The organism is Synechococcus sp. CBW1006 (assembly GCF_015840525.1).
GTDB lineage: Bacteria > Cyanobacteriota > Cyanobacteriia > PCC-6307 > Cyanobiaceae > CBW1002.
The window spans coordinates 566,170-584,608 of the sequence record NZ_CP060396.1 but is presented as its reverse complement, the minus strand read 5'-3'; the positions used below and the strand labels follow the sequence as shown (position 1 = coordinate 584,608).

Here is an 18,439-nt window from a genome sequence, read left to right as displayed (position 1 = left end):
GGCAGTTCAGCGTCAGCCCTGACCTGAAGACCTTGCTAGCGTCCGACTCGAAGGATGCGGCCCCGTGAAACGACGTCTCACGCTGCATTTCCCGCGGGAAGCGGTGCACCAGCCGATCACCTACCGGCTCGCTGTGGATTTCGACATCGCCGCCAAGATTCTGCGGGCCCAGATCGCGCCCAACCAGAGCGGCACCATGGTGGTGGAGCTCTCCGGCGACATCGACGAACTGGAGGCTGCTGAGGTCTGGCTGGAGAGCCAGGGGCTGGCGCTCAACCGTGCCCCTGGGGAGATTCGGATCGACGCGGATCGTTGCGTCGATTGCGGCATCTGCACCGCCATCTGTCCCAGTGGTGCCCTGCGCTGCGAAGCACCGGCCTGGAGGCTGAACTTCGAGGCGGACCGCTGCCTCGTCTGCGAGCAGTGCATCCCCAGCTGCCCGCTCGAGGCCATCGCCCTGGTGCTGGATCAGCCATGACCCTGGATCGGCCATGAATTCAGTGCTGCGCCTGATCGCCCTGCCGTTCCGGGCTCCCCTCGTGCTCCTGCTGATCGGGGTGAGTGTCTATCTCGGAATGCACTGGACCCTTACCCTGCCGGAATTGAGCCAGCGCTTTTCAAGCCCCGGCCATTTCATCCTGCTGGTGGAGTACCTGCACGCCGTTGTGGTGGTGGTGATCTGCACGATGCCGGATCTGCTCCTGTTCCGTCTGTCGCAGCTCATGGCCGCCAGCCGGGTGGTGAGCCTGGTGGTGAGCCTGCTGCTGGTCACCCTGGCCGGTCTTTATCTCCTGCACCTCAACATCCTGGCCAACGTGCTGATCCTGGCGCCGGCCGTGCTGCTGGCCCGTCTGGATCTGGTGCGGATCCGGGTGGTGCCCTCCTCCACCACCATGGTTCTTGTGCTCAACATCCTGGTGCTGGGAGGGCTCATGGCAGGACGCTGGCTGAGCACCCACGGCCAGGCGTTGGGGGCTTCGGCCTGATCGTGGCAGTCCCCTGGCTGTAACTCCAGAGGTTGCCCAGCACCTTCTTCACGTAGAGCCGCGTTTCCGGATAGGGGATCGCCTCCACCCAGAGTTCCGGTTCGTCCCGCAGGCGGCGCCGTTCAGCCGGGTCGGCCAGCCAGCCGGTCACGGCCCCCGGGCCGGCGTTGTAGCTGGCGATCATCGGCAGGAGCTGCTGATCCCACTGGCGAGCCAGTTGGTGCAGATAGAGGGCGCCGAGGCGGGTGTTGAGGCCGGGATCCTCCAGCTCCCGGCTGCTCATCGGCCGGCCCGCCAGCTCTGAAGCGGTACTGGGCAGCAGTTGCAGCAGCCCCACGGCGTCAGCGGGAGAGTGCACGGATGGGGTGAAACGTGATTCCTGCTTGGCCACCGCCAGCAGCAGGCTCACGGGCAGCCCTACGGGGGCTGCCGCCATCTGAAATTCCGGCAGGAAGCGCTTGGGGTGGAGGCTGCGCTCCAGCAGGGGCTGCAGCCCGCAGGGATCCGGGGCGAGCCGCAGGGAGGCCAGCTCCAGCTGCCCGAGGCCTGTCCAGTCGTCGCCGACACCCTGGCGCAGCCGCCCCTCCACCAGCAGGGTGGCGCTGTCGCCGGGCGGCACGTTGCCACGGCGCTGGCGCCATTGCTCCCAGGCCTCGAGCCGTTGATCGAGGCGCCAGAGGGTATCGAGCCCGGGATCACCGCTCCGCAGGGGCCACCAGGGCTCGCCGCTGGCGGCAGGTTCGCCGGGGTTGGGCAGGGGGGTGGCCTGTGTGTCCAGCAGGGTGTCGGCAGCGGGATCTCCCAGCTGGGCGGCGGCCCGCCAGGCGTAGTAGCCCCCGGGCCACTGCCGGCGCAGCTCCTGCCAGCGGATGAGCCCCGCCTGGCGGTCCCCCTGGCGGACCTGGGCGTAGCCCAGCCAGAAGCTGGCCCGGGCCGCCAGCGGTGCCGGCAGGGTTTCCGGGGTGATCGTGCTCAGCAGCTGGCTGGCGTCGGCCCATCGCCCCGCCAGCAGGGCGGCGCGGGCCAGCTCCCACTGCAGATCCCAGCTGGCCCGATCCGTGGGCCAGCGCCGCAGCACCGCCTGGGCGCCACGGCCTCCGCCTGCCAGGACCGCGTGAGCCTGCACCGGCGCACTGGAGCGCCAGCGGGGTGGCAGTTGCGCCAGCAACGCGTCGGTCTGCGGCTGCAGGACCAGCAGCCGCACGGCTTCATCGGCCTCGGGGGCCTGCGGGGCGCGGCGGACCAGCTCCAGCAGGCGCCCCTGGCCCAGGGCGTTGTCGGTGGCAGTGCCCCGTAGCAGGGCCTGGGCCAGGCTCAGCTCGGTGGCGTTGGAGCCGCGGCCACCCCTCAGGCAGGCCAGGGCGGCCTGGCCGTCGCCCAACTGGGCGAGGCCGCCGGCCAGCTGATCCCGTTGACCCGCGTTGGGTGCTGGATTCTTGAGGGCACAGGCCGCGCGGATCGGCCCGATCGCGCCGGGCCAGCGGGCTCCCCAGCGGGCCAGATGGCTGGCGCCATCCAGCAGGGCCTGGCCCTGATCGCCGGCCTCAAGGGCGGCGGCCAGGGCCGCTGGATGGGCGGGGAAGCGCTGCCGCAGCCGTTGACGCTGGATCGGCTGTTCCCTTCCGAGGGCGTAGAGGGCATCGGCACTGCTCGGGGCGCCGGGGAAGCGGCGCAGTTGTTGCTGCCAGAGCTGGGTGGCGGCGTTGCTGTCGCCCAGGGCTTCCGCGGCCAGGGCGTCCTGTTTGAGCACCACGGCGGCGAGGGGATCGGCTCCCCAGCCCTGGTGGCGCAGGAGCTGCCTCCGTTGGCGTGGCTCCTCGCCCAGGCGGGCGTGCAGCAGGAGCGCCGCCTCCCGCCGCCGCCAGGGATCCGGGTCCCAGCGCGCCGCCCTGGTCAGTGCAGCACTGGAGACGGCGGGAGTCAGGGGTGGGCGCAGCCACTGCAGCAGGGCGCCGCCACCGAGGAGCGCCGCGCCGGTCCCCAGGGTGGTCGCCGCGATCAGCAGGGGGAAACGGGGCACGGCGTGCGGGCCAGCTGCCGGCATTCTGGGGATCCCTCCGCCGCCGGTGCCGCCGGCTCGGTCGATGCCGCGGTTGCCGTCCCTGCCGCCCTTGCCGCCGTTGCTCACCACCCTGCCGGGAGCGGCCCAGCGGCGGCGCACCCTGCAGCTCTGGGCGGTGGCAGGGGTGGTAGTGCTGCTGCGGCCCTATCCGCCTTTCCGCTGGTTGCCGGGCTGGAGTGTGGGCCTGCTGCTGCTCTGGGCGGTGGCGGAGCTGCTGCGCTGGGCCTGCTGGCCGCGTCGCTGGCGCTGACCCGGAGTCGTGCCGCTGGCGGTGATGGCGAGGGCGGGGCGGGACACGGCGCTTAACCTGCTGCCCGCCATCGATCGCGTTGCCATGCCCGGGCCGCTGCCCCCTCCGATCGGTGCACCCCTGGGTGACGCCGTCACCGGCTTCGGCACAGACGGAATCCGCGGCCGCGTCGGCACCTGCGTGACCCCGGCCCTGGCGCTGCAGGTGGGCTACTGGTGCGGGCGGGTGCTGCGCACCGACGGCCCGGTGGTGATCGGCAGTGATTCGCGCACCAGCGGACCGATGCTGGTGGCAGCCCTCACCGCCGGTCTGACCGCCGCGGGTCGGGAGGTCTGGAACCTGGGTCTCTGCCCCACACCGGCGGTGCCCGGCACGATCCGCCGCCTCGGGCTGGCTGGTGGGCTGATGGTCTCGGCCAGCCACAACCCTCCCCACGACAACGGCATCAAGGTGTTCGGGGCTTCCGGCGCCAAGCTCAGCCGCGACCAGCAGGAGGCGATCGAGCGCGGTCTGCGGGGCACGCCGGAGACTGAGGCCGAAGCTCCGATCGGCGGCCCCAGCACTAGCGGCAACATTGCCAGCGGCTCCGAGACGTTCGGCTCTGCCTATGAGCGGGGCGACCTGCTGGAGGTCTATCGGCAGGGTCTGCTGGCCAGCGTCGAGGGGAGGCGACTGGATGGGTGCCCGGTGGTGCTCGACCTCTGCTGGGGATCGGCCGCCGCCTGTGGGGAGGCGGTCTTCCGTGACCTCGGTGCCGCGGTGACCGTGCTGCACGGCGAGCCGGATGGCCACCGCATCAATATGGGCTGTGGCAGTACCCATCTCGAGCCGCTGCGGCAGGCCGTGCTCGCCAGCGGTGCCGCCATGGGATTCGCCTTCGATGGCGATGCCGACCGCATGCTGGCCGTCGATGGCCAGGGTCGGGTGGTGGACGGCGATCAGATCCTCTACCTCTGGGGCACGGCCCTGCAGGAGGCCGATCAGCTGCCCCAGAACCGCATTGTGGCCACGGTGATGTCCAACCTGGGCTTCGAGCGTGCCTGGCAGGCCCGTGGCGGGGTGCTGGAGCGCACCGCCGTGGGGGATCAGTACGTCCACCAGGCGATGGAGGAGCTGGGGGCGGGTCTCGGTGGTGAGCAGTCGGGTCACATCCTCTCGGCCCGCCATGGCATGAGCGGCGATGGCCTGCTCACCGCCCTGCAGGTGGCCACCCGCCTGCACCAGGCCGGCCTGAGCCTGGCCGATTGGCTTGAGAGCAGCTTCCGGCCCTACCCCCAGCGGCTCGTCAACGTGACCGTGCCCGATCGGCAGCGGCGGCAGCAGTGGCAGCAGTGTGAGCCGCTGCGTCGTGCGGTGGAGGCGGCCGAGCAGGCGATGGAGGGTCAGGGACGGGTGCTGGTGCGGGCCAGCGGCACCGAGCCCCTGCTGCGGGTGATGGTGGAGGCGGCCGAACAGGTCCAGGTGGATCACTGGACTCACCACCTGGCGGCCGAGGCCGAAGCGCACCTCTGTGCGGCCTGAGGGCTCAGGCTGCCTGGTCCGCCAGCTGCTGGGCGAGATGGAGGGCACCGGCGCAGGCATCGCCCCGCGGGCCCACCAGATGGGCGCCGCCCAGACGCTCCTGCAGCCGCTGGGCGAAACGCTGGTGCAGGCCCTCCAGGTGGCGCAGGGCCCCGCCGCTGGTCACCACGGCCGGGTTCTGCAGCGCAAGGGCCACGGCCACCGCCGTGACCATTGCCGCCAGGGCGGTGGCGTTGGCCTCAAGGATCGCCGCCGCCCCGGCATCGCCGTGCCTGGCCAGGTCGTGCACCACAGGCGCCAGGGCGGCGAAGCCAGCGGCGCCGAACTGCGGCTGCACCACCAGGGTCTTGATCCGCTGAGGCGCCTGGGGATCCTCCACACCCAGGTCCAGGGCCTGCCACAGGGCCCGCCGTAGCTCGGACTCCGGGGCGCGGCCATCGGCCATGCGCAGGCTCAGGGCCAGGCCATCGCGGCCGATGTCCATCGCGGAGCCGGCACCATCGAGCAGCCAGCCCCAGCCGCCGCAGCGGTGGCTGCGGCCCTGGCCGTCCTGGCCCACGGCGATCGTGCCGGTGCCGCTGATCACCAGGATGCCGGCCCCACCCGCGAAGGCGCCATGCAGGGCGGTGCGCTCATCGCCGGTCACCTCCAGCCGTTCCAGGGGCAGCTGCAGGGCCTGGGCGGCGAGGCGTCGGCCCTCCTCCTGCACGGCGGTTCCCTGCTCGATCCCGCTGGCGCCGATCGCCGCCGCCAACAGGGGCTGCCGACCTGCCTGGGCCTGCGCCTCGGCCGGCAGCCGTTCCAGAGCGCTCTGAAGGCTGAGCTGCAAGGCCGCACGGAAGCGCTCCGGACCGTCCGGTGCCGCCAGGTGGCAGACGCCCGGCCCCTCGCCTTCCGCCAGGAGCAGGGCCGCCGGATGGGGCAGGGCCAGGCGGCAGCGGGTGTGGCTCTGGCCCGCGTCGAAGCCGGCGATCAGCCCTGGCGATGGCTCTGGTGCTGGCGAGCCGGTCATCAGGGGCGATCCGTGCCCCGGCCCGATGCTGGAGCGGCCGCGAGGGTGGCCAGGCAGAACCAGGCGATCAGCTGCACCTCCGGCCGGAAGAAGATCGTGTCGGTGAGGCCCTGCACCATCAGCCCGGCGATCACCGCCACCGAGGCCAGGCAGGGCAGGGCCAGCACGCCGGACTGACGCCACTGGGCCAGCCCTGCCCTGATGCTTGCCAGAGCGAGGCCGATGCCGGCCAGCAGACCGGGAATCCCCGCTTCCACGGCCAGCTCCAGGGGGATCGAGTAGGTGCTGAGGGCGTTGAACTTGGGTTGCTGATAGAGCGGGTAGATCAGGTTGAAGGCCGTGTTGCCCGGCCCGATCCCCAGCCATGGCCTGTCGCGGATCATGTCCAGGGCCGCCAGCCAGACGTTGATGCGGAAGTTGTTGGAGCTGTCCTCGCGGCCCACCAGCAGGCTCATCGCCCGCACCCGCAGGGGCTCCACCTGGGTGACGAGCAGCACCAGAATCAGGGCCCCGCCTCCCAGCAGCAACAGCGGAAACAGGCGCCGCCACAGCAGGGGCCAGGTCTGGGTCTGGCGGATCGCCAGCAGCAGGCCGATCACGGCAAGGGAGGCCACCATCCCCATCCAGGCGCCGCGGCTGTAGGTGAGGACCAGAGCTGAAGCACCCAGCACCAGGGAGGCGAGAGCATAGAGCTTGCGGGCCAGGCCGGGCCAGCGCAGCAGGGCCACGATCGCCAGGGGCAGGATCGGCAGGAGATAGCCCCCCAGCAGGTTGGGGTTCTCCAGGGTGCTGTAGATCCGCACCGTTCCGCTGGCCACTGAGTTCGGATCGGCCCAGCGGGCCAGTTCGCTGGTGTTGGCGTAGAGCTGCCGCAGGCCGATCACGCTGGTCACCAGCTCGCCGGCCAGCAGCGCTACCACGATCCGGTCCCACCACACCGGAGCGGCGGCCAGCAGCTGGCGCATCAGGGCATAGACGGCCATGTAGCTGAGCAGTTTCAGCAACCCCTTGGCTGCGGCAGCCGGGACCGGCGAGAAGCCCGTGGCCAGCACCGCCAGGGCCAGCACCACCAGCAGCCAGCCATTGATCGGGCTCAGGCCCCGCGCCGGCGTCCGCAGGGCCCACACCAGCCAGAGCAGGCCGCTGGCCAGGATCAGCAGGCTCAGCCCTGCGCGGGTCACCAGCGGCAGGCCGGCCATCAGGGCGCAGAGCACCACCCCCGCCACCAGGGGCATCCGGCTGCTGAGGGGGCCGGCGGGGGTGTTGGCCAGAACCCCCTGCCAGCGCAGCAGCCAGGGGGTGGGGGCAGGGGAGGTCAAGGGGCTGGTGGCTCCGCGGCGCAGGAGTCGGTGGTGTGCACCGGCTCAGTGGCGGGATTATCGGCGGCCAGCGCCACCCTCTCCTCCAATCCGGGGGCGGGCGTCAGGGCGCGTTGATAGAGCACGCGGTACACCGGAAGCCCCTGCTCCAGCACCAGTCGCTCCCGTTCGGTCGGCACCGGCAGGGGGTTGTGGTCGCGCCAGGGGCGCCGGTCCTGCGGCGGACGGGTGAAGCAGGCGCTGGCCTCGATCAGGTCCACCATCGGCTCGATCACGGCCAGCACGTCGCTCTGGATGAACAGCTCCCGGCCCGGCGCCAGGGCGGCTGCGATCGCGTGCAGCAGGGCGGGCTGCAGCACCCGCCGCTTGTGATGCTTCGTCTTGAACCAGGGGTCGGGGAACTGGATCGTGACCCGCTCCAGCCTGCCCTCCGGCAGGGCCCTGAGCCAGTCCTGCAGGCTCACATTGGCGTTGCAGAGCAGGAAGTGGAGGTTGCTGAGGCCCAGGACCTGGCGGTCGGCCTCGGCGGCCTCCACCAGGGGCCTGCGGATCTCGACGCCGAGATGGTTCCAGCCCGGATCCACCTGGGCCAGGGCCAGCAGGAAGCGGCCGCGGGCCGAGCCGATGTCGAGCCGAAGCGGCAGGGACGGATCGGCGAACAGGTCGTTCAGCGGTGGCAGGGTCCGCGGCAGCTGGTGGCGGCGGCTGAGGGGATTGACGTGTTGACGCACCATGGCGGCAGTGTCGCTTCCGGCGCTCAGGCCGCTGCTTCGGCTGCTGAGGCGACCGGGTCCACGGGTTCCTGGGGCACCAGGAAGCCGATGCTGGCGGTGTAGCCATGCAGGTGCGTGTTGCCCGCCACCGGCCCGATTTCGCCGTTGCAGAACGCTCCGGCGATCGGCACCGTCGCGAAGGCGGCGCGGCAGAGGCTCACATCCCCGTCCGGGCGGCCGTAGAGGCCCTGGCCCCGGCCCAGACAGGCAAAGACCAATGCCGCCAGTGGCTCCGGCTCCCGTTCAGCCTGGCTGGCCAGCAGCTGGCGCAGCTCCTGGCTGGAGGCGGCGGCATCACGCAGCTGGAACTGCACCTGCTGGCCCACCCGCATCCGCTCCGCCACGGCCACGGCGCCATTGCGGGGATCGACGCCGATCAGGTTGCGCACCAGGAAGGCCGCCGAGTCTTTGCTGCTGCTGCTGAGGCTGAAGTTGCTGCGCCCCACACCCAGGAACAGGGAGTGCTTGACCAGCTCCCGCTCCTCCGGGGTGAGGGCCGTGAGGATTTCCTGCAGGGCGGCCACGGGGGTGTTGCGCCGCTGGCCGAGGCTCACTTCCAGCACCACGTTGCGCTGGGCCTGCTCCACTTCGAACACCGGGCCGATCGGCCGGCAGCCCTGAGCCACCACCGCATCGAGCCGCCAGGCTCCTTCGATCAGACAGCCCACCGCGCCGGTGCAGACCGAGCCGTCAAACAGCAGGGAGCCATGACTGGCGCTGTGCTGTCCGGCGATGCCTCCCACCTTGTCGACCCCCGCATAGGCGTAGTCGAGGCCACTGATCAGGTCGTTGATGGCCGGACTGGAGGGATCCACCAGCAGCAGCATCGAGGCAGACGCGCTCGCAGCCGTGCCCACCAGGTCGTTCCAGGGTTCGGCGGGGCCGTCCAGATCAGGCAGCTGGCTGGTGTCGATCTGGAACGGGTGCAGCCTTGCACCGGGCAGGCGCAGCAGGGTCACGCTCAGGGCCGGCTCGCGCTCCAGCTCCCGCGGCACCCCGGCAGGGTCGGTGCCCACCACACCGCCGCCGACACATCCGAGCCAATGGTTGGAGCGCAGCCGCTGGCTGAGCAGTGGCAGCAGACGTGGCAGGTCACTGGCGTAGGCGCTCGAGACAAACACCAGGGCCAGATCGGCTTCTTCCTTGCTGCTCAGTTGGCCGGCGACGGCATCCACCGCGGCCTCGAGGGAGGCCTCCTGGGAGAGCGCGCTGCGACACCAGGCAGCCGGCTCAGCTGGCTCGAGCCAGCGCAGGAATGGGAATGCGGCCATGGGCGGACCCTATCGCCTCAGGCAGGCTGCGGATAATGGCGTCTTCCCGTACCGCCGCCGCCGTGTTCGAGTCCGATCTCCTGTATCGCTCGCTGGTGTGGCTGGATGTGCGGCTCGCCAGCGTGTTCGCCCTGGGGCTGCCGCTGGTGCTGCTGGTCTGGGCGGCGCTGCGTCGGGAGACGGCCCTGGTGCGGCTGCTCACGATCTACTGGAAGGTGGCCAGCCTGCTGCTGGTGGCCCTGCTGCTGCTCACCGATCGCCGTCCGCTCGGCTACGCCCTGCTGGTGATTGCGCCGCTGCTGATCGTGGCGTCCCTGTGGTTCTGGGTCGATCTCAACGAGGAACTGGCCGACCTGCCGCCCTGGCGTCCCTTGCCGCTCACCCTGCGCCTCTGGCGCTGGAGCCTCACGGTGCTGGCCCTGCTCGGGGCGGGCCTGGCGACCACGGCGCTTCCCTGCCTGGGGGGTGGGGCTGCCCTGGAGCGCACCCTCTGCCGTGCCTGGCTGGAGGCGCCGCAGGGCATTCATGGGGGCGTCGACCGGGTCTTTGACTTCGTCTTCGGCGCCGACTGGACGCCGGCGGTGGCGGCCTTCGTGGGCTACCTGGCCCTGGTGGGCTATGGGGTGGGGCTGTTGCAGTGGCTGCTGGTGCGGCTGCCCAAACAGGGGAGGGTGGCCGGTGAGTTCTGAGACGGGCGCTGCCGGCTGTGGGGTGCTGGCCAGGCTGGAGGAGATCAGCCGGGACCGGCCCGATCGGGTGCTGCGGCTGCGGGGTTCCCTCGGCGAGAACCCCCTGGAGCTGCTGGTGTTCCGCGGATTTTCCAGCAGCACCACGCACCCCACAGAGGTCGATCCCGACCAGTCGGCGTTGCCGCCGGGCGCACGGATCGAAGCCGCCGAACTGCTGGTGGGCCCCCTGCGGCCCGGTGCCGAGCAGGTGCTGCTGGGGCCGGTGCCGATGGAGCTGCTGTTGGACCCGGCCCGCTGGTGCTGAGGTGCCTGGCCGGCTGAACTCCGGCTCAATTCAGGTGGTCAGCACCGCCACGCAGCGGCCGCAGAGGCTGGGGTGCAGGGTGTGCTGGCCGATGTCGGTTTCGTAATGCCAGCAGCGCTCGCATTTCTCGCCCTCGGCCCGGGCAATCCGCACCTGGATGCCGCCTGCGCTGGCCTCGGCCAGCACCGCGTCAGGGGGAGCACCGCCCAGCTGCAGAGCTGAGACCAGCAGCCAGTCGGCCAGGTTGTCGACGCTTGGCGCGGCTGAACCCGCCAGCCAGTCGAGGCAGGGTTGCAGGGCCGCTGCGGCCTCACCGGCGCCGAGCTCCAGGTGCACCTGGGCTTCAAGGGAGGCACCGAGCTTCCCTTCGGCCCGGCAGCTCTCCAGCTGGCGGTTCACCAGGGCGCGCAGCTCGAGAATCCGCTCCATGGAGCTCTCCAGTTCGGGTGCGGCCCAGTCCGCTGGCGCCGTGGGCCAGCCCCGCTCAAACACCGAGACCTCGGCCACGGGGTAGGGAAGGTTCTGCCAGATGTCTTCAGCCATGTGGCAGAGCACCGGTGCGATCAGCCCCGCCAGACGCTCCAGCACCAGGCTCAGCACGGTCTGACAGCTGCGGCGGCGGAATTCGGCAGCGCCGCTCACGTAGAGCCGATCCTTGGCGATGTCGAGGTAGACGTTGGAGAGATCCACCACGCAGAAGTTCTGCAGCGCCTGAAAGAAGCGGTAGAACTCGAAGCGCTCGAAGTCGCCCGTCACCGCATCGATCAGGGCGGCGGTGCGCTGCAGCATCCAGCGGTCCAGCAGCGGCAGCTCGGCGTAGGCGATCGCATCGCCGCCCTCGGCCACGGGCCGCGGATCGAAGTCGTGGAGGTTGCCCAGCAGATAGCGGGCCGTATTGCGCACTTTGCGGTACACATCCGCCAGTTGCTTGACGATCCCCGGACCGAGGGGCACGTCGGCCGAATAGTCGACCGAACTCACCCACAGCCGCAGGACATCGGCCCCATAGGCGGGATCCTGCTTGGCGTTCTTGCCGCCTTCCACCAGGACCGCCGGGTCGACCACGTTGCCCAGGGATTTGCTCATCTTGCGGCCCTTCTCATCCAGGGTGAAGCCGTGGGTGAGCACCCGCCGATAGGGGGCGTGGCCATTGACGGCCACCGAGGTGAGCAGGCTGCTCTGGAACCAGCCGCGGTGCTGGTCCGAGCCCTCCAGGTAGAGGTCGGCGGGATAGTTCAGGGGCGAGGCCTCCGCCGGGGCGTCAGCGGCGGCAAGGCCGCCGAGCACGCCGGCCCAGGAGGAGCCGGAATCGAACCACACATCCATGGTGTCGCTGCCCTTGCGCCATTGATCGGCCTGGTCGGCATAGGCGGGTGGCAGCAGGCCTGCCTCATCGCGCTCCCACCACACGTCGGAGCCGTGCTCGGCGATCAGGGCCTGGATGTGGTCGAGGGTGTCGGCGTTGAGCAGCACCTCACCGCTGCTGCGGTGATAGAACACGGGGATCGGCACACCCCAGGTGCGCTGGCGCGAGATGCACCAATCGCCCCGGTCCCGCACCATCGCCTCGATGCGATTGCGGCCGCTCTCGGGCAGCCAGTCCACGGCGGCGATCGAGGCGAGGGCCTGGTCGCGAAAGCCGTCCACTGACGCGAACCACTGTTCCGTGGCCCGGAAGATCGTCGGTTTCTTGGTGCGCCAGTCGTAGGGATAGCGGTGTTCGTAGCGCTGCTCCGCCAGCAGGGCGCCGGCATCCCGCAGGGCGGTGATGATGGCCCCATTGGCCTCCTTCAGCACATTCAGGCCGGCGAATGGACCGGCTTCGGCGGTGAGGTTGCCGGCCTCATCGACCGGGCAGAGCACCGCCAGGCCGTACTTGCGGCCGGTGTTGAAGTCGTCCACGCCATGGCCGGGGGCGGTGTGCACCAGGCCGGTGCCTGCTTCGGTGGTGATGTACTCGCCGCCGATCACCACCGGGCTGCTGCGATCCAGCAGGGGGTGCTGGTAGGTGATGCCCTCCAGCTCCGCGCCCTTGACCCGAAGGATGGGTTCGAGACTCAGCCCCAGGGTGTGCTCCAGGCTGGCGGCCAGATCGGCCGCCACCACCAGGTGGGCAGCGCGGTGTTGGCTACCGCCTCCGCCCTGGCCGATGCGGCAGATGGCGTAGTCGAGTCGGTCGTTCACCGACACTGCCAGGTTGGCCGGCAGGGTCCAGGGCGTGGTGGTCCAGATCGCCACCGCCAGGGAGCCAGCGCCTTCAAGGGTCACGCCGGCGTTGTGCAGGCCCTTGCGCAGCGGCTCGGGCAGCTCCACCACCGGAAAGGCGACGAAGACGCTCGGGGAGGTGTGCCCGTCGGGGTACTCCAGCTCGGCCTCCGCCAGGGCGGTGCGGGAGCTGGGGCTCCAGTGCACCGGTTTGAGCCCGCGGTAGATGTGCCCGGCCAGCACCATCTGGCCGAACACGCCGATCTGGGCCGCCTCATACGACTTGTGCAGGGTCAGGTAGGGCTGGTCCCAGTCGGCCCAGATGCCCCAGCGGCGAAACCCGGCCTTCTGGCCCTCCACCTGCTCGAGCGCATAGGCGTGGGCCTTGCGCCGCAGCGCGATCGGCGTGAGGGCCTGGCGTTCGCTGCTGCTGAGGCTCTGCAGCACCTTCAGCTCGATCGGCAGGCCGTGGCAGTCCCAGCCCGGCACGAAGCGGCAGCGCCTGCCCTGCAACAGGGCGGTTTTGTTGATGATGTCCTTGAGGATCTTGTTGAGGGCGTGACCCACGTGCAGGGCGCCATTGGCGTAGGGCGGCCCGTCATGCAGGGTGAAGCGTTCTCCCGGATTCTCTCGGCTGAGACGCTCGTAGATCCGCTGCTCGACCCAGAAGCGCTGCAGCTCCGGCTCCCGCACCTTGGCATTGGCCCGCATGCCGAAGGGCGTCTGCAGGAGGTTGAGGGTGTCCTTGTAGGACACCTCTGCGGTGGGGCCCGCGGCCGCAGCCGGATCGGAGGACGAGGGGGAGGCCGGGCTGGCGGTCACGACGCCTCGGTGCAGCAAGGCGCGATTATCCCGTCCCGCTGCATTTGCCCCGGCGTGACGGCGCTCTGGCACGCCGGTGTCTTCGGTGTCAGGGTGCTTCTGGCGTGGAGCGGAGCAGCGCGTCGACATCCTCGAAGCTGCGCACCACTGGGGCCGATCCCACCTCGGCCTTGACTTCGGCTTCGGTCTTGGCTTCGTCAGCTTCGGGGCCGGCTTCAACCTCCTCCGATGCTGTCGCCTCCTGATTCGAAGCCTGGTCCTGAACCGAAGCCGGCAGTTGCGGTTCTGATGGTTCCCGGGTGAGGTCGGAGGGGGTCAGATCGTCCTCCGGTGCAGGGCTGGGCGCTGCAGCTGTCCCCGCCGGCTGGGTTTCGGCCTCATGCCTGGGGGCAGTCAGGGGAGGGATCGATCCGTCGGACTCTGGGCTGTTTTCCAGCGCAGGCTGGTGCTCGGTGGCCCCATCGGTCTCGGGGCTGTGCTGGGGCGCGGGCTCCTGGCCCTGCAGGCCATCAGCACCGGGGTTGCGCTCGGCCCCAGGGTTGGAGTCCATGTCGGCGCTGGCTTCCTGGTCAGAACTGTCCCTTGAGCTGTCCGTGGCCCCAGGCTCCTGCCGCACCCAGCGCTTGGTGACGCTGCGCGGTTGGCGCCGCTCCTGGATCCAGCTGGCCAGTCCCGTTGCCAGGCCCATCACCAGCTCGATCAGCTTGCCGACCGCCACCAGCAGTTGCTGCAGGCTGGTTCGCCACCGCTCCAACGACCAGAGCCGCTGCTGCTCTTCGGGGGTGAGCTGACGCCAGCGGGCCTGGCCCACCTCGCTGCCGAGGCGGCCGATCAGCAGGCCGCCGCAGAGCACGGCCACCATCGGCGCTCCCACCAGGCGGTCGGCGCTGGTGACCAGCACCAGCCCCAGCAGCAGCACCACCGCCCCCCACACTGCGTCGCGGGGACGGCTCAGCTCCTGGGCCAGCAGCGGCAGCAACAGAACAGCCAGCCCCAGCAGCAGGGCCAGGCTTCCCCCCAGGGTGGCGAGCATGGCGGTGTGGCGTACGGCCCCCATTGTGGAAGCTGTTCCCCGACACTCCCTAGAGTCGCCACACGCCCACCTGGCGGAATTGGTAGACGCGCTGGGTTTAGGTTCCAGTGGCTCAGGCTGTGGGGGTTCAAGTCCCCCGGTGGGCATTCCCGGTTTTTTAGGTTGTGCGACCTTTTGGCCTCAGGTGCATCAGCAGACGATGATGGAATCTCCGCTGGCGACTGAGGCGCGTTCGATTCAGACCCCTGCCACCCAGGTGCTGAGGCGTTCCCCTTCCAGTGCGGTGCCGCGAGAGTTCCTCGACCCGCCGGATGCCTGGAATCCCACCGTGGGGTTGTTCCTGGGGGGCTATGCCCTGGCAGGGCTCACCATCTGGGGCTGGTTCGGCGCCGGTTGGCCCCTGCCGGTGCTGCTGGCCCTCGGCTTCCTGGCTCTGCATCTGGAGGGCACCGTGATTCACGATGCCTGCCACAACGCCGCCCATCCCAGCCGCTTCTGGAACGCGGTGATGGGCCATGGGGCGGCGATGCTGCTCGGCTTCAGCTTTCCGGTGTTCACGCGGGTGCATCTGCAGCATCACGCCCATGTGAACGATCCCAAACACGATCCCGATCACATCGTCTCCACGTTTGGACCGCTGTGGCTGATCGCACCGCGTTTTTTCTATCACGAGGTCTTCTTCTTCCGGCATCACCTCTGGCGCCGCTATGAATTACTGGAGTGGGGTCTGGCTCGCGGCCTCTTCTTTGCCATCGTGCTGGCGTCGTTGAAGTATGGCTTCAAGGATTTCGTCTTCAACTGCTGGTTCGCACCGGCGCTGATGGTGGGGGTCACCCTGGGTCTGTTCTTCGATTATCTGCCTCACCGGCCCTTTCAGTCGCGCAACCGCTGGCACAACGCCCGCGTTTACCCGGGCCGGTTGATGAACCTGCTGATCATGGGGCAGAACTATCACCTGATTCACCATCTCTGGCCATCGATTCCCTGGTTTGAGTACCAGGACGCCTATCACGCCACCCGCCACATTCTTGACGCCAAGGGATCACCTCAGCGTCTCGGTTTGTTCGAGACCCGCACCGATGGTCTCAATTTTCTCTACGACATCTTTCTCGGCGTGCGCAGCCACAAGAAGCGCCGCAGTCGACTCAGGCCTCTGGCTGCTCTGATGCCGACCCGCCATGCCCGCCGCAGGGTGTTGGAGCTGCTGCATCGAACGGCGGTGTCGCCGGTCCGCTGAGCCCTTACTCAGCCAGGATGCGCGGCACGCGGAAGAAGTCGCCCTCGCGCTGTGGCGCCAGATCCAGAAGCTGCTCGCGCTCCGCAGTGGTGTCCACCGCATCGGCTCGGGTCACATTCACCACTTCGACGGCCCGGGTGGTGGGCTCAACGCCTTCGGTGTCGACCTGCTGGAGATGGGCCACGTAATCGAGAATGCGCTCGAGCTGGCCGGTGTAGGTGGTGATCTTCTCCTCGGGGAGATCGAGGCGGGCCAGGTGGGCCACCTTGCGTACATCGTCGGCCGTGATCCTGCTCATCGCTGCACCCGGGTCGGGGGGGAGGCTGAGGGGGAACTTACTCGGCCAGGAAGGCGGTGAGATCCTCCGCCAGGGCCGTGGCCGCCAGATCCAGAAAGGTCTTGCCGTGGTCAGGACTGGCCAGGAAGGGATCGGAACCCATGCGGCCATCGGGATGGCGCCGGCGGAAATCGGCTGGGCCATGAATCGGGCCGGCCGGCGCCGGTTCCGGCAGGGGCCGCTGCTTCTCCACCAGGCTCGGCTCCAGGTGCAGGGTCAGGGCGATTTCGCTGGGGGTGGCGTGATGGCCTTCCTTCTCGCCATAGCGTTGCCGGGCTTCACGCATCACCGGTGCGGCGGTGAACCAGTTGGCCAGACGGCAGCGCAGCCGTTCCGGGTGGGGCAGCCCCCGGGCGGTGGCGGTGCCGTAGGCCTGGGCGAAGGCGGCCCGTGCCGTGGCGATGTTGCCGCCGTGGCCGTTGATCACGAAGATCCGCTCAAAGCCATGGCGCGCCAGCGACAGCACCACGTCGTGGAGCACAGCCAGCAGCGTGGCCGGCTGCAGGCTGATCGTGCCGGCGAAATCGAGGTGGTGCTCCGCCATGCCGAAGGCCTGGGTCGGCGTGACCAGCACACCGGTGCGGCGGCCCACTTCCAGGGCCACGGCTTCAGCGGTGAGGGCATCGGTGCCGATGGCGCCCGTGGGTCCGTGCTGCTCCGTGGAGCCGAGCGGCACGATCACCCCCTTGCAGTGCGTCAGGTAGGTCTCCACCTCCGGCCAGCTGCGCAGCTGCAGGCGGATGGCTTCGGTGCTGGGGGAGATGGTCATGGTGAACAGCGGCAACCTGGATGGATCTGCTTAGGATCAATGGGCCTGCAGCCCGGAGGGACCATGCTGCACCGCAAGCTCCAACAGTTCTGTTGTGAGAAGCGCCCGGTGTGGGTGTTTCTGCGCGATCAGCAGCGCTGGATCGAAGAGGCGCGCATCCTGGAGATCGATGGTGATCTCGTCACCCTGCGCTACGACGCCGAAGACGACGACGAGCTGCACAGTTGGGAGGAGAGCGTGCGTCTCGATTCGATCGGCGCCGTCAGCACCCGACTGGCCTACGTGTGCCGCACCAACACGGCCGACGATCTTCTGACCTCCGAGGACTGCCCTGAAGCGGAACGGCTCGGCAGCCAGGGCTCCTGAACAGCCCCCAGGTGGGGTCAGTGGGCCGTGCCGTTGCCGTCGTAGGCGTCGGTGTCGTAGTAGCCGCCCTTGGTGCCGAAGAACAGGGTGGTGAGACAGAACAGCACGCTCACCACCAGCACCACGAGGCCTGGATTGAAGCTGGAGCTCGGATCGGTCACGGGGGCACTCGCTCATTGATGGCCCCAGTCTGTCGACAGACGCTGCCGCTGTGTGGACTGCGGTCAGGATGGTGGCGTCTCGTGACCTCGCGCCTGTGACCCGGCTGCCGGCACCCCTGCCCCAGGGGTTCTTTGTGCGCCCGGCCGAAACGGTGGCGCCGGAGCTGATCGGCAGCCTGCTGGTGCGGCGCTTGCCGGATGGAACCGCGCTGCGGGGGCTGATCGTGGAAACGGAGGCCTACTGCCAGAGCGAGCCGGCCTGCCATGGTCATCGCCGCCGTAGTCCAGCCAATGCAACGCTGTTCGGTGAGCCTGGGCGGTTTTACGTCTATCTCACCTACGGCCTGCACCACTGCGTGAAGGCGGCCTGAGCATTTCTGCTTACTGTTCTGGCCTGACTTCTGAAGGTCTCGGCGGGGTCAAAAGCCAATGCCCAAGCCGCTTCCCAAGAATTTCCCAGATTTTTCCTCCCAGGTGACCCCCAGGGCTACATAGGGCTACGAAATGGGCTGAGGGGATTGGCCGCGGCCATGGGTCGGCCATAAGCCAGAGGTCTGAGCAGGACCATCAGACCCATGAGGAAAGCACCATCGCTGAGGAACAACAACGGGGCGCTGCAGGTCAGGGTGCGCCTGGGTGGGCGGGATGTCTTCATCAACCGTCTGGGTCGCTGGGAAGACCCTGTGGCAGTGGCGAGGGCGCAGGCCATCAGTGCCCAGATATGGAGCGATTACCAGGAGGGGACGTTTGACCGCTCCCTGCTGCGCTACACGCCGCTGGTGAAGGGTCAGCAGGTGGGTCTGCTGGAGGCGATGCAGGCCCTGGCCGACAGCACCCACAACGCCCGCTGCATCCATGCCCTGAGAGTGGTCAAGGGATACGGCAAGCCGCTGCGAAACCGCAGTGATGTGGAGGACTTCGTGCGGTGGATGCAGGCCAAGCCCCTGGCCAACCGCACCATCGCTGGGATTCTGCAGGTGTGCCGCAACGCCAACCCCAGCAACCGCCAACTGTTTACCTACCGCCTGCCCCTCAAGCAGCGGTCCGTGCAGAGCGATGTGCTGAGCATTGAGGAAATCGGTCTGGTGCTCAGGGACATGAAGGAGCACGAGAGCTGGTTTTACCGGCCGCGTCCCTTGGCGTGGTGTAAATCCCGAGGCCCGATTGCCCTGGACTGAGGGAGAACAGGGGTGAATGACGGGCTGTCATTCTCGAGGCGCATGTGCACCTCATTATTTCACGATGAATCCAGACGATTGACTTGTCAAGTCTTTCGTCTGGATTGCCGATCGGTTGTGGGCTACACCTGCAATCTTGGTCGT

Annotated in this window: 19 protein-coding genes, 1 tRNA gene and 1 pseudogene; 11 read left to right on the top strand and 10 right to left on the bottom strand. The window is 69.2% G+C overall.

The annotated features are described in order from the left end of the window. Positions 1 to 64 precede the first annotated feature (64 nt). Both H8F26_RS02775 and H8F26_RS02770 read left to right on the top strand, forming a co-directional pair. Positions 65 to 478, top strand: a complete 414-nt coding sequence (locus H8F26_RS02775; RefSeq protein WP_197157304.1) for an NIL domain-containing protein — start codon at positions 65 to 67, stop codon at positions 476 to 478. 13 nt (positions 479 to 491) lie between these two features. Beyond that, positions 492 to 986 carry a hypothetical protein gene (locus tag H8F26_RS02770; RefSeq protein ID WP_197157302.1) on the top strand — a complete coding sequence of 165 codons (495 nt, stop codon included), beginning with the start codon at positions 492 to 494 and terminating at the stop codon, positions 984 to 986. On the opposite strand, the gene H8F26_RS02765 is transcribed toward H8F26_RS02770, so the two are convergent. Next, positions 931 to 3,006 carry a lytic transglycosylase domain-containing protein gene (locus tag H8F26_RS02765; RefSeq protein ID WP_231605427.1) on the bottom strand — a complete coding sequence of 692 codons (2,076 nt, stop codon included), beginning with the start codon at positions 3,004 to 3,006 and terminating at the stop codon, positions 931 to 933. The two genes, H8F26_RS02770 and H8F26_RS02765, sit on opposite strands and share 56 nt — an antisense overlap. 64 nt (positions 3,007 to 3,070) lie before the next feature. On the opposite strand from H8F26_RS02765, the gene H8F26_RS02760 reads away from it, so the two are divergent. Further along, complete coding sequence (locus H8F26_RS02760; RefSeq protein WP_197157298.1) at positions 3,071 to 3,298, top strand: hypothetical protein; 228 nt, start codon at positions 3,071 to 3,073, stop codon at positions 3,296 to 3,298. Between the two features lie 84 nt (positions 3,299 to 3,382). After that, positions 3,383 to 4,819, top strand: coding sequence for a phosphoglucosamine mutase (glmM, locus tag H8F26_RS02755; RefSeq protein WP_197157296.1), 1,437 nt, complete (start codon positions 3,383 to 3,385; stop codon positions 4,817 to 4,819). Positions 4,820 to 4,823: 4 nt separating this feature from the next. Here glmM and H8F26_RS02750 read toward each other — a convergent pair whose 3' ends face one another. From H8F26_RS02750 to H8F26_RS02735, 4 genes are read right to left on the bottom strand one after another with little or no spacing between them, the layout of a single operon-like run. Beyond that, on the bottom strand, positions 4,824 to 5,831 hold the full coding sequence (locus H8F26_RS02750; protein WP_197157294.1) for an N-acetylglucosamine kinase: 1,008 nt from the start codon (positions 5,829 to 5,831) through the stop codon (positions 4,824 to 4,826). Continuing rightward, a complete protein-coding gene (locus H8F26_RS02745; protein WP_197157292.1) occupies positions 5,831 to 7,150 on the bottom strand; it encodes an IctB family putative bicarbonate transporter in 1,320 nt (439 codons plus the stop codon). The genes H8F26_RS02750 and H8F26_RS02745 overlap by 1 nt, the downstream gene beginning before the upstream one ends. After that, complete coding sequence (gene trmB / locus H8F26_RS02740) at positions 7,147 to 7,881, bottom strand: tRNA (guanosine(46)-N7)-methyltransferase TrmB (protein ID WP_197158930.1); 735 nt, start codon at positions 7,879 to 7,881, stop codon at positions 7,147 to 7,149. Before trmB ends, H8F26_RS02745 begins: the two co-directional genes overlap by 4 nt. 26 nt (positions 7,882 to 7,907) lie before the next feature. Next, positions 7,908 to 9,194 carry an FIST N-terminal domain-containing protein gene (locus H8F26_RS02735; protein WP_197157290.1) on the bottom strand — a complete coding sequence of 429 codons (1,287 nt, stop codon included), beginning with the start codon at positions 9,192 to 9,194 and terminating at the stop codon, positions 7,908 to 7,910. Between the two features lie 35 nt (positions 9,195 to 9,229). On the opposite strand from H8F26_RS02735, the gene H8F26_RS02730 reads away from it, so the two are divergent. Continuing rightward, entirely contained in the window at positions 9,230 to 9,883 is a 654-nt protein-coding gene (locus H8F26_RS02730; protein ID WP_197157288.1) for a DUF3177 family protein, read from the top strand. After that, on the top strand, positions 9,873 to 10,187 hold the full coding sequence (locus tag H8F26_RS02725; protein WP_231605426.1) for a hypothetical protein: 315 nt from the start codon (positions 9,873 to 9,875) through the stop codon (positions 10,185 to 10,187). Before H8F26_RS02730 ends, H8F26_RS02725 begins: the two co-directional genes overlap by 11 nt. A 30-nt stretch (positions 10,188 to 10,217) precedes the next feature. Here the strand turns inward: H8F26_RS02725 and ileS are convergent, their stop codons facing one another. Next, positions 10,218 to 13,103: an isoleucine--tRNA ligase gene (gene ileS / locus H8F26_RS02720; protein ID WP_304623235.1), complete on the bottom strand. Its 2,886-nt coding sequence runs from the start codon at positions 13,101 to 13,103 to the stop codon at positions 10,218 to 10,220. 199 nt (positions 13,104 to 13,302) lie between these two features. Beyond that, a complete protein-coding gene (locus H8F26_RS20040) occupies positions 13,303 to 14,247 on the bottom strand; it encodes a Ycf66 family protein (protein ID WP_197157286.1) in 945 nt (314 codons plus the stop codon). A 64-nt stretch (positions 14,248 to 14,311) separates the two neighbouring features. On the opposite strand from H8F26_RS20040, the gene H8F26_RS02710 reads away from it, so the two are divergent. Then, a tRNA-Leu gene (locus H8F26_RS02710) sits at positions 14,312 to 14,393 on the top strand. Between the two features lie 56 nt (positions 14,394 to 14,449). Continuing rightward, complete coding sequence (gene crtR / locus H8F26_RS02705; RefSeq protein ID WP_370594727.1) at positions 14,450 to 15,484, top strand: beta-carotene hydroxylase; 1,035 nt, start codon at positions 14,450 to 14,452, stop codon at positions 15,482 to 15,484. A 4-nt stretch (positions 15,485 to 15,488) separates the two neighbouring features. On the opposite strand, the gene gatC is transcribed toward crtR, so the two are convergent. After that, positions 15,489 to 15,782, bottom strand: coding sequence for an Asp-tRNA(Asn)/Glu-tRNA(Gln) amidotransferase subunit GatC (gene gatC, locus H8F26_RS02700; protein WP_197157282.1), 294 nt, complete (start codon positions 15,780 to 15,782; stop codon positions 15,489 to 15,491). Between the two features lie 37 nt (positions 15,783 to 15,819). Continuing rightward, a complete protein-coding gene (locus H8F26_RS02695) occupies positions 15,820 to 16,590 on the bottom strand; it encodes a creatininase family protein (protein ID WP_197157280.1) in 771 nt (256 codons plus the stop codon). Between the two features lie 63 nt (positions 16,591 to 16,653). Here H8F26_RS02695 and H8F26_RS02690 point away from each other — a divergent pair, with 63 nt between their 5' ends. After that, complete coding sequence (locus H8F26_RS02690) at positions 16,654 to 16,956, top strand: DUF6679 family protein (RefSeq protein ID WP_197157278.1); 303 nt, start codon at positions 16,654 to 16,656, stop codon at positions 16,954 to 16,956. Between the two features lie 17 nt (positions 16,957 to 16,973). On the opposite strand, the gene H8F26_RS02685 is transcribed toward H8F26_RS02690, so the two are convergent. Further along, positions 16,974 to 17,117, bottom strand: coding sequence for a hypothetical protein (locus H8F26_RS02685; protein WP_197157276.1), 144 nt, complete (start codon positions 17,115 to 17,117; stop codon positions 16,974 to 16,976). Between the two features lie 68 nt (positions 17,118 to 17,185). Between H8F26_RS02685 and H8F26_RS02680 the strand changes: the two are divergent. Then, positions 17,186 to 17,476, top strand: a pseudogene (locus tag H8F26_RS02680) (DNA-3-methyladenine glycosylase); the annotation flags it as partial. Positions 17,477 to 17,692: 216 nt separating this feature from the next. Beyond that, a complete protein-coding gene (locus tag H8F26_RS02675; RefSeq protein WP_197157272.1) occupies positions 17,693 to 18,295 on the top strand; it encodes a hypothetical protein in 603 nt (200 codons plus the stop codon). Positions 18,296 to 18,439 lie beyond the last annotated feature (144 nt).

Excerpts from the sequence above, each read along its gene's own strand:
- H8F26_RS02770 (WP_197157302.1), top strand. The coding sequence starts at position 492 with ATGAATTCAGTGCTGCGCCTGATCGCCCTGCCGTTCCGGGCTCCCCTC.
- crtR (WP_370594727.1), top strand. The coding sequence starts at position 14,450 with ATGGAATCTCCGCTGGCGACTGAGGCGCGTTCGATTCAGACCCCTGCC.
- glmM (WP_197157296.1), top strand. The coding sequence starts at position 3,383 with ATGCCCGGGCCGCTGCCCCCTCCGATCGGTGCACCCCTGGGTGACGCC.
- gatC (WP_197157282.1), bottom strand. The coding sequence starts at position 15,782 with ATGAGCAGGATCACGGCCGACGATGTACGCAAGGTGGCCCACCTGGCC.
- H8F26_RS02675 (WP_197157272.1), top strand. The coding sequence starts at position 17,693 with ATGAGGAAAGCACCATCGCTGAGGAACAACAACGGGGCGCTGCAGGTC.
- H8F26_RS02695 (WP_197157280.1), bottom strand. The coding sequence starts at position 16,590 with ATGACCATCTCCCCCAGCACCGAAGCCATCCGCCTGCAGCTGCGCAGC.
- H8F26_RS02735 (WP_197157290.1), bottom strand. The coding sequence starts at position 9,194 with ATGGCCGCATTCCCATTCCTGCGCTGGCTCGAGCCAGCTGAGCCGGCT.
- H8F26_RS20040 (WP_197157286.1), bottom strand. The coding sequence starts at position 14,247 with ATGCTCGCCACCCTGGGGGGAAGCCTGGCCCTGCTGCTGGGGCTGGCT.
- ileS (WP_304623235.1), bottom strand. The coding sequence starts at position 13,103 with ATGCGGGCCAATGCCAAGGTGCGGGAGCCGGAGCTGCAGCGCTTCTGG.
- H8F26_RS02690 (WP_197157278.1), top strand. The coding sequence starts at position 16,654 with ATGCTGCACCGCAAGCTCCAACAGTTCTGTTGTGAGAAGCGCCCGGTG.
- H8F26_RS02750 (WP_197157294.1), bottom strand. The coding sequence starts at position 5,831 with ATGACCGGCTCGCCAGCACCAGAGCCATCGCCAGGGCTGATCGCCGGC.
- H8F26_RS02760 (WP_197157298.1), top strand. The coding sequence starts at position 3,071 with ATGCCGCGGTTGCCGTCCCTGCCGCCCTTGCCGCCGTTGCTCACCACC.
- H8F26_RS02730 (WP_197157288.1), top strand. The coding sequence starts at position 9,230 with ATGGCGTCTTCCCGTACCGCCGCCGCCGTGTTCGAGTCCGATCTCCTG.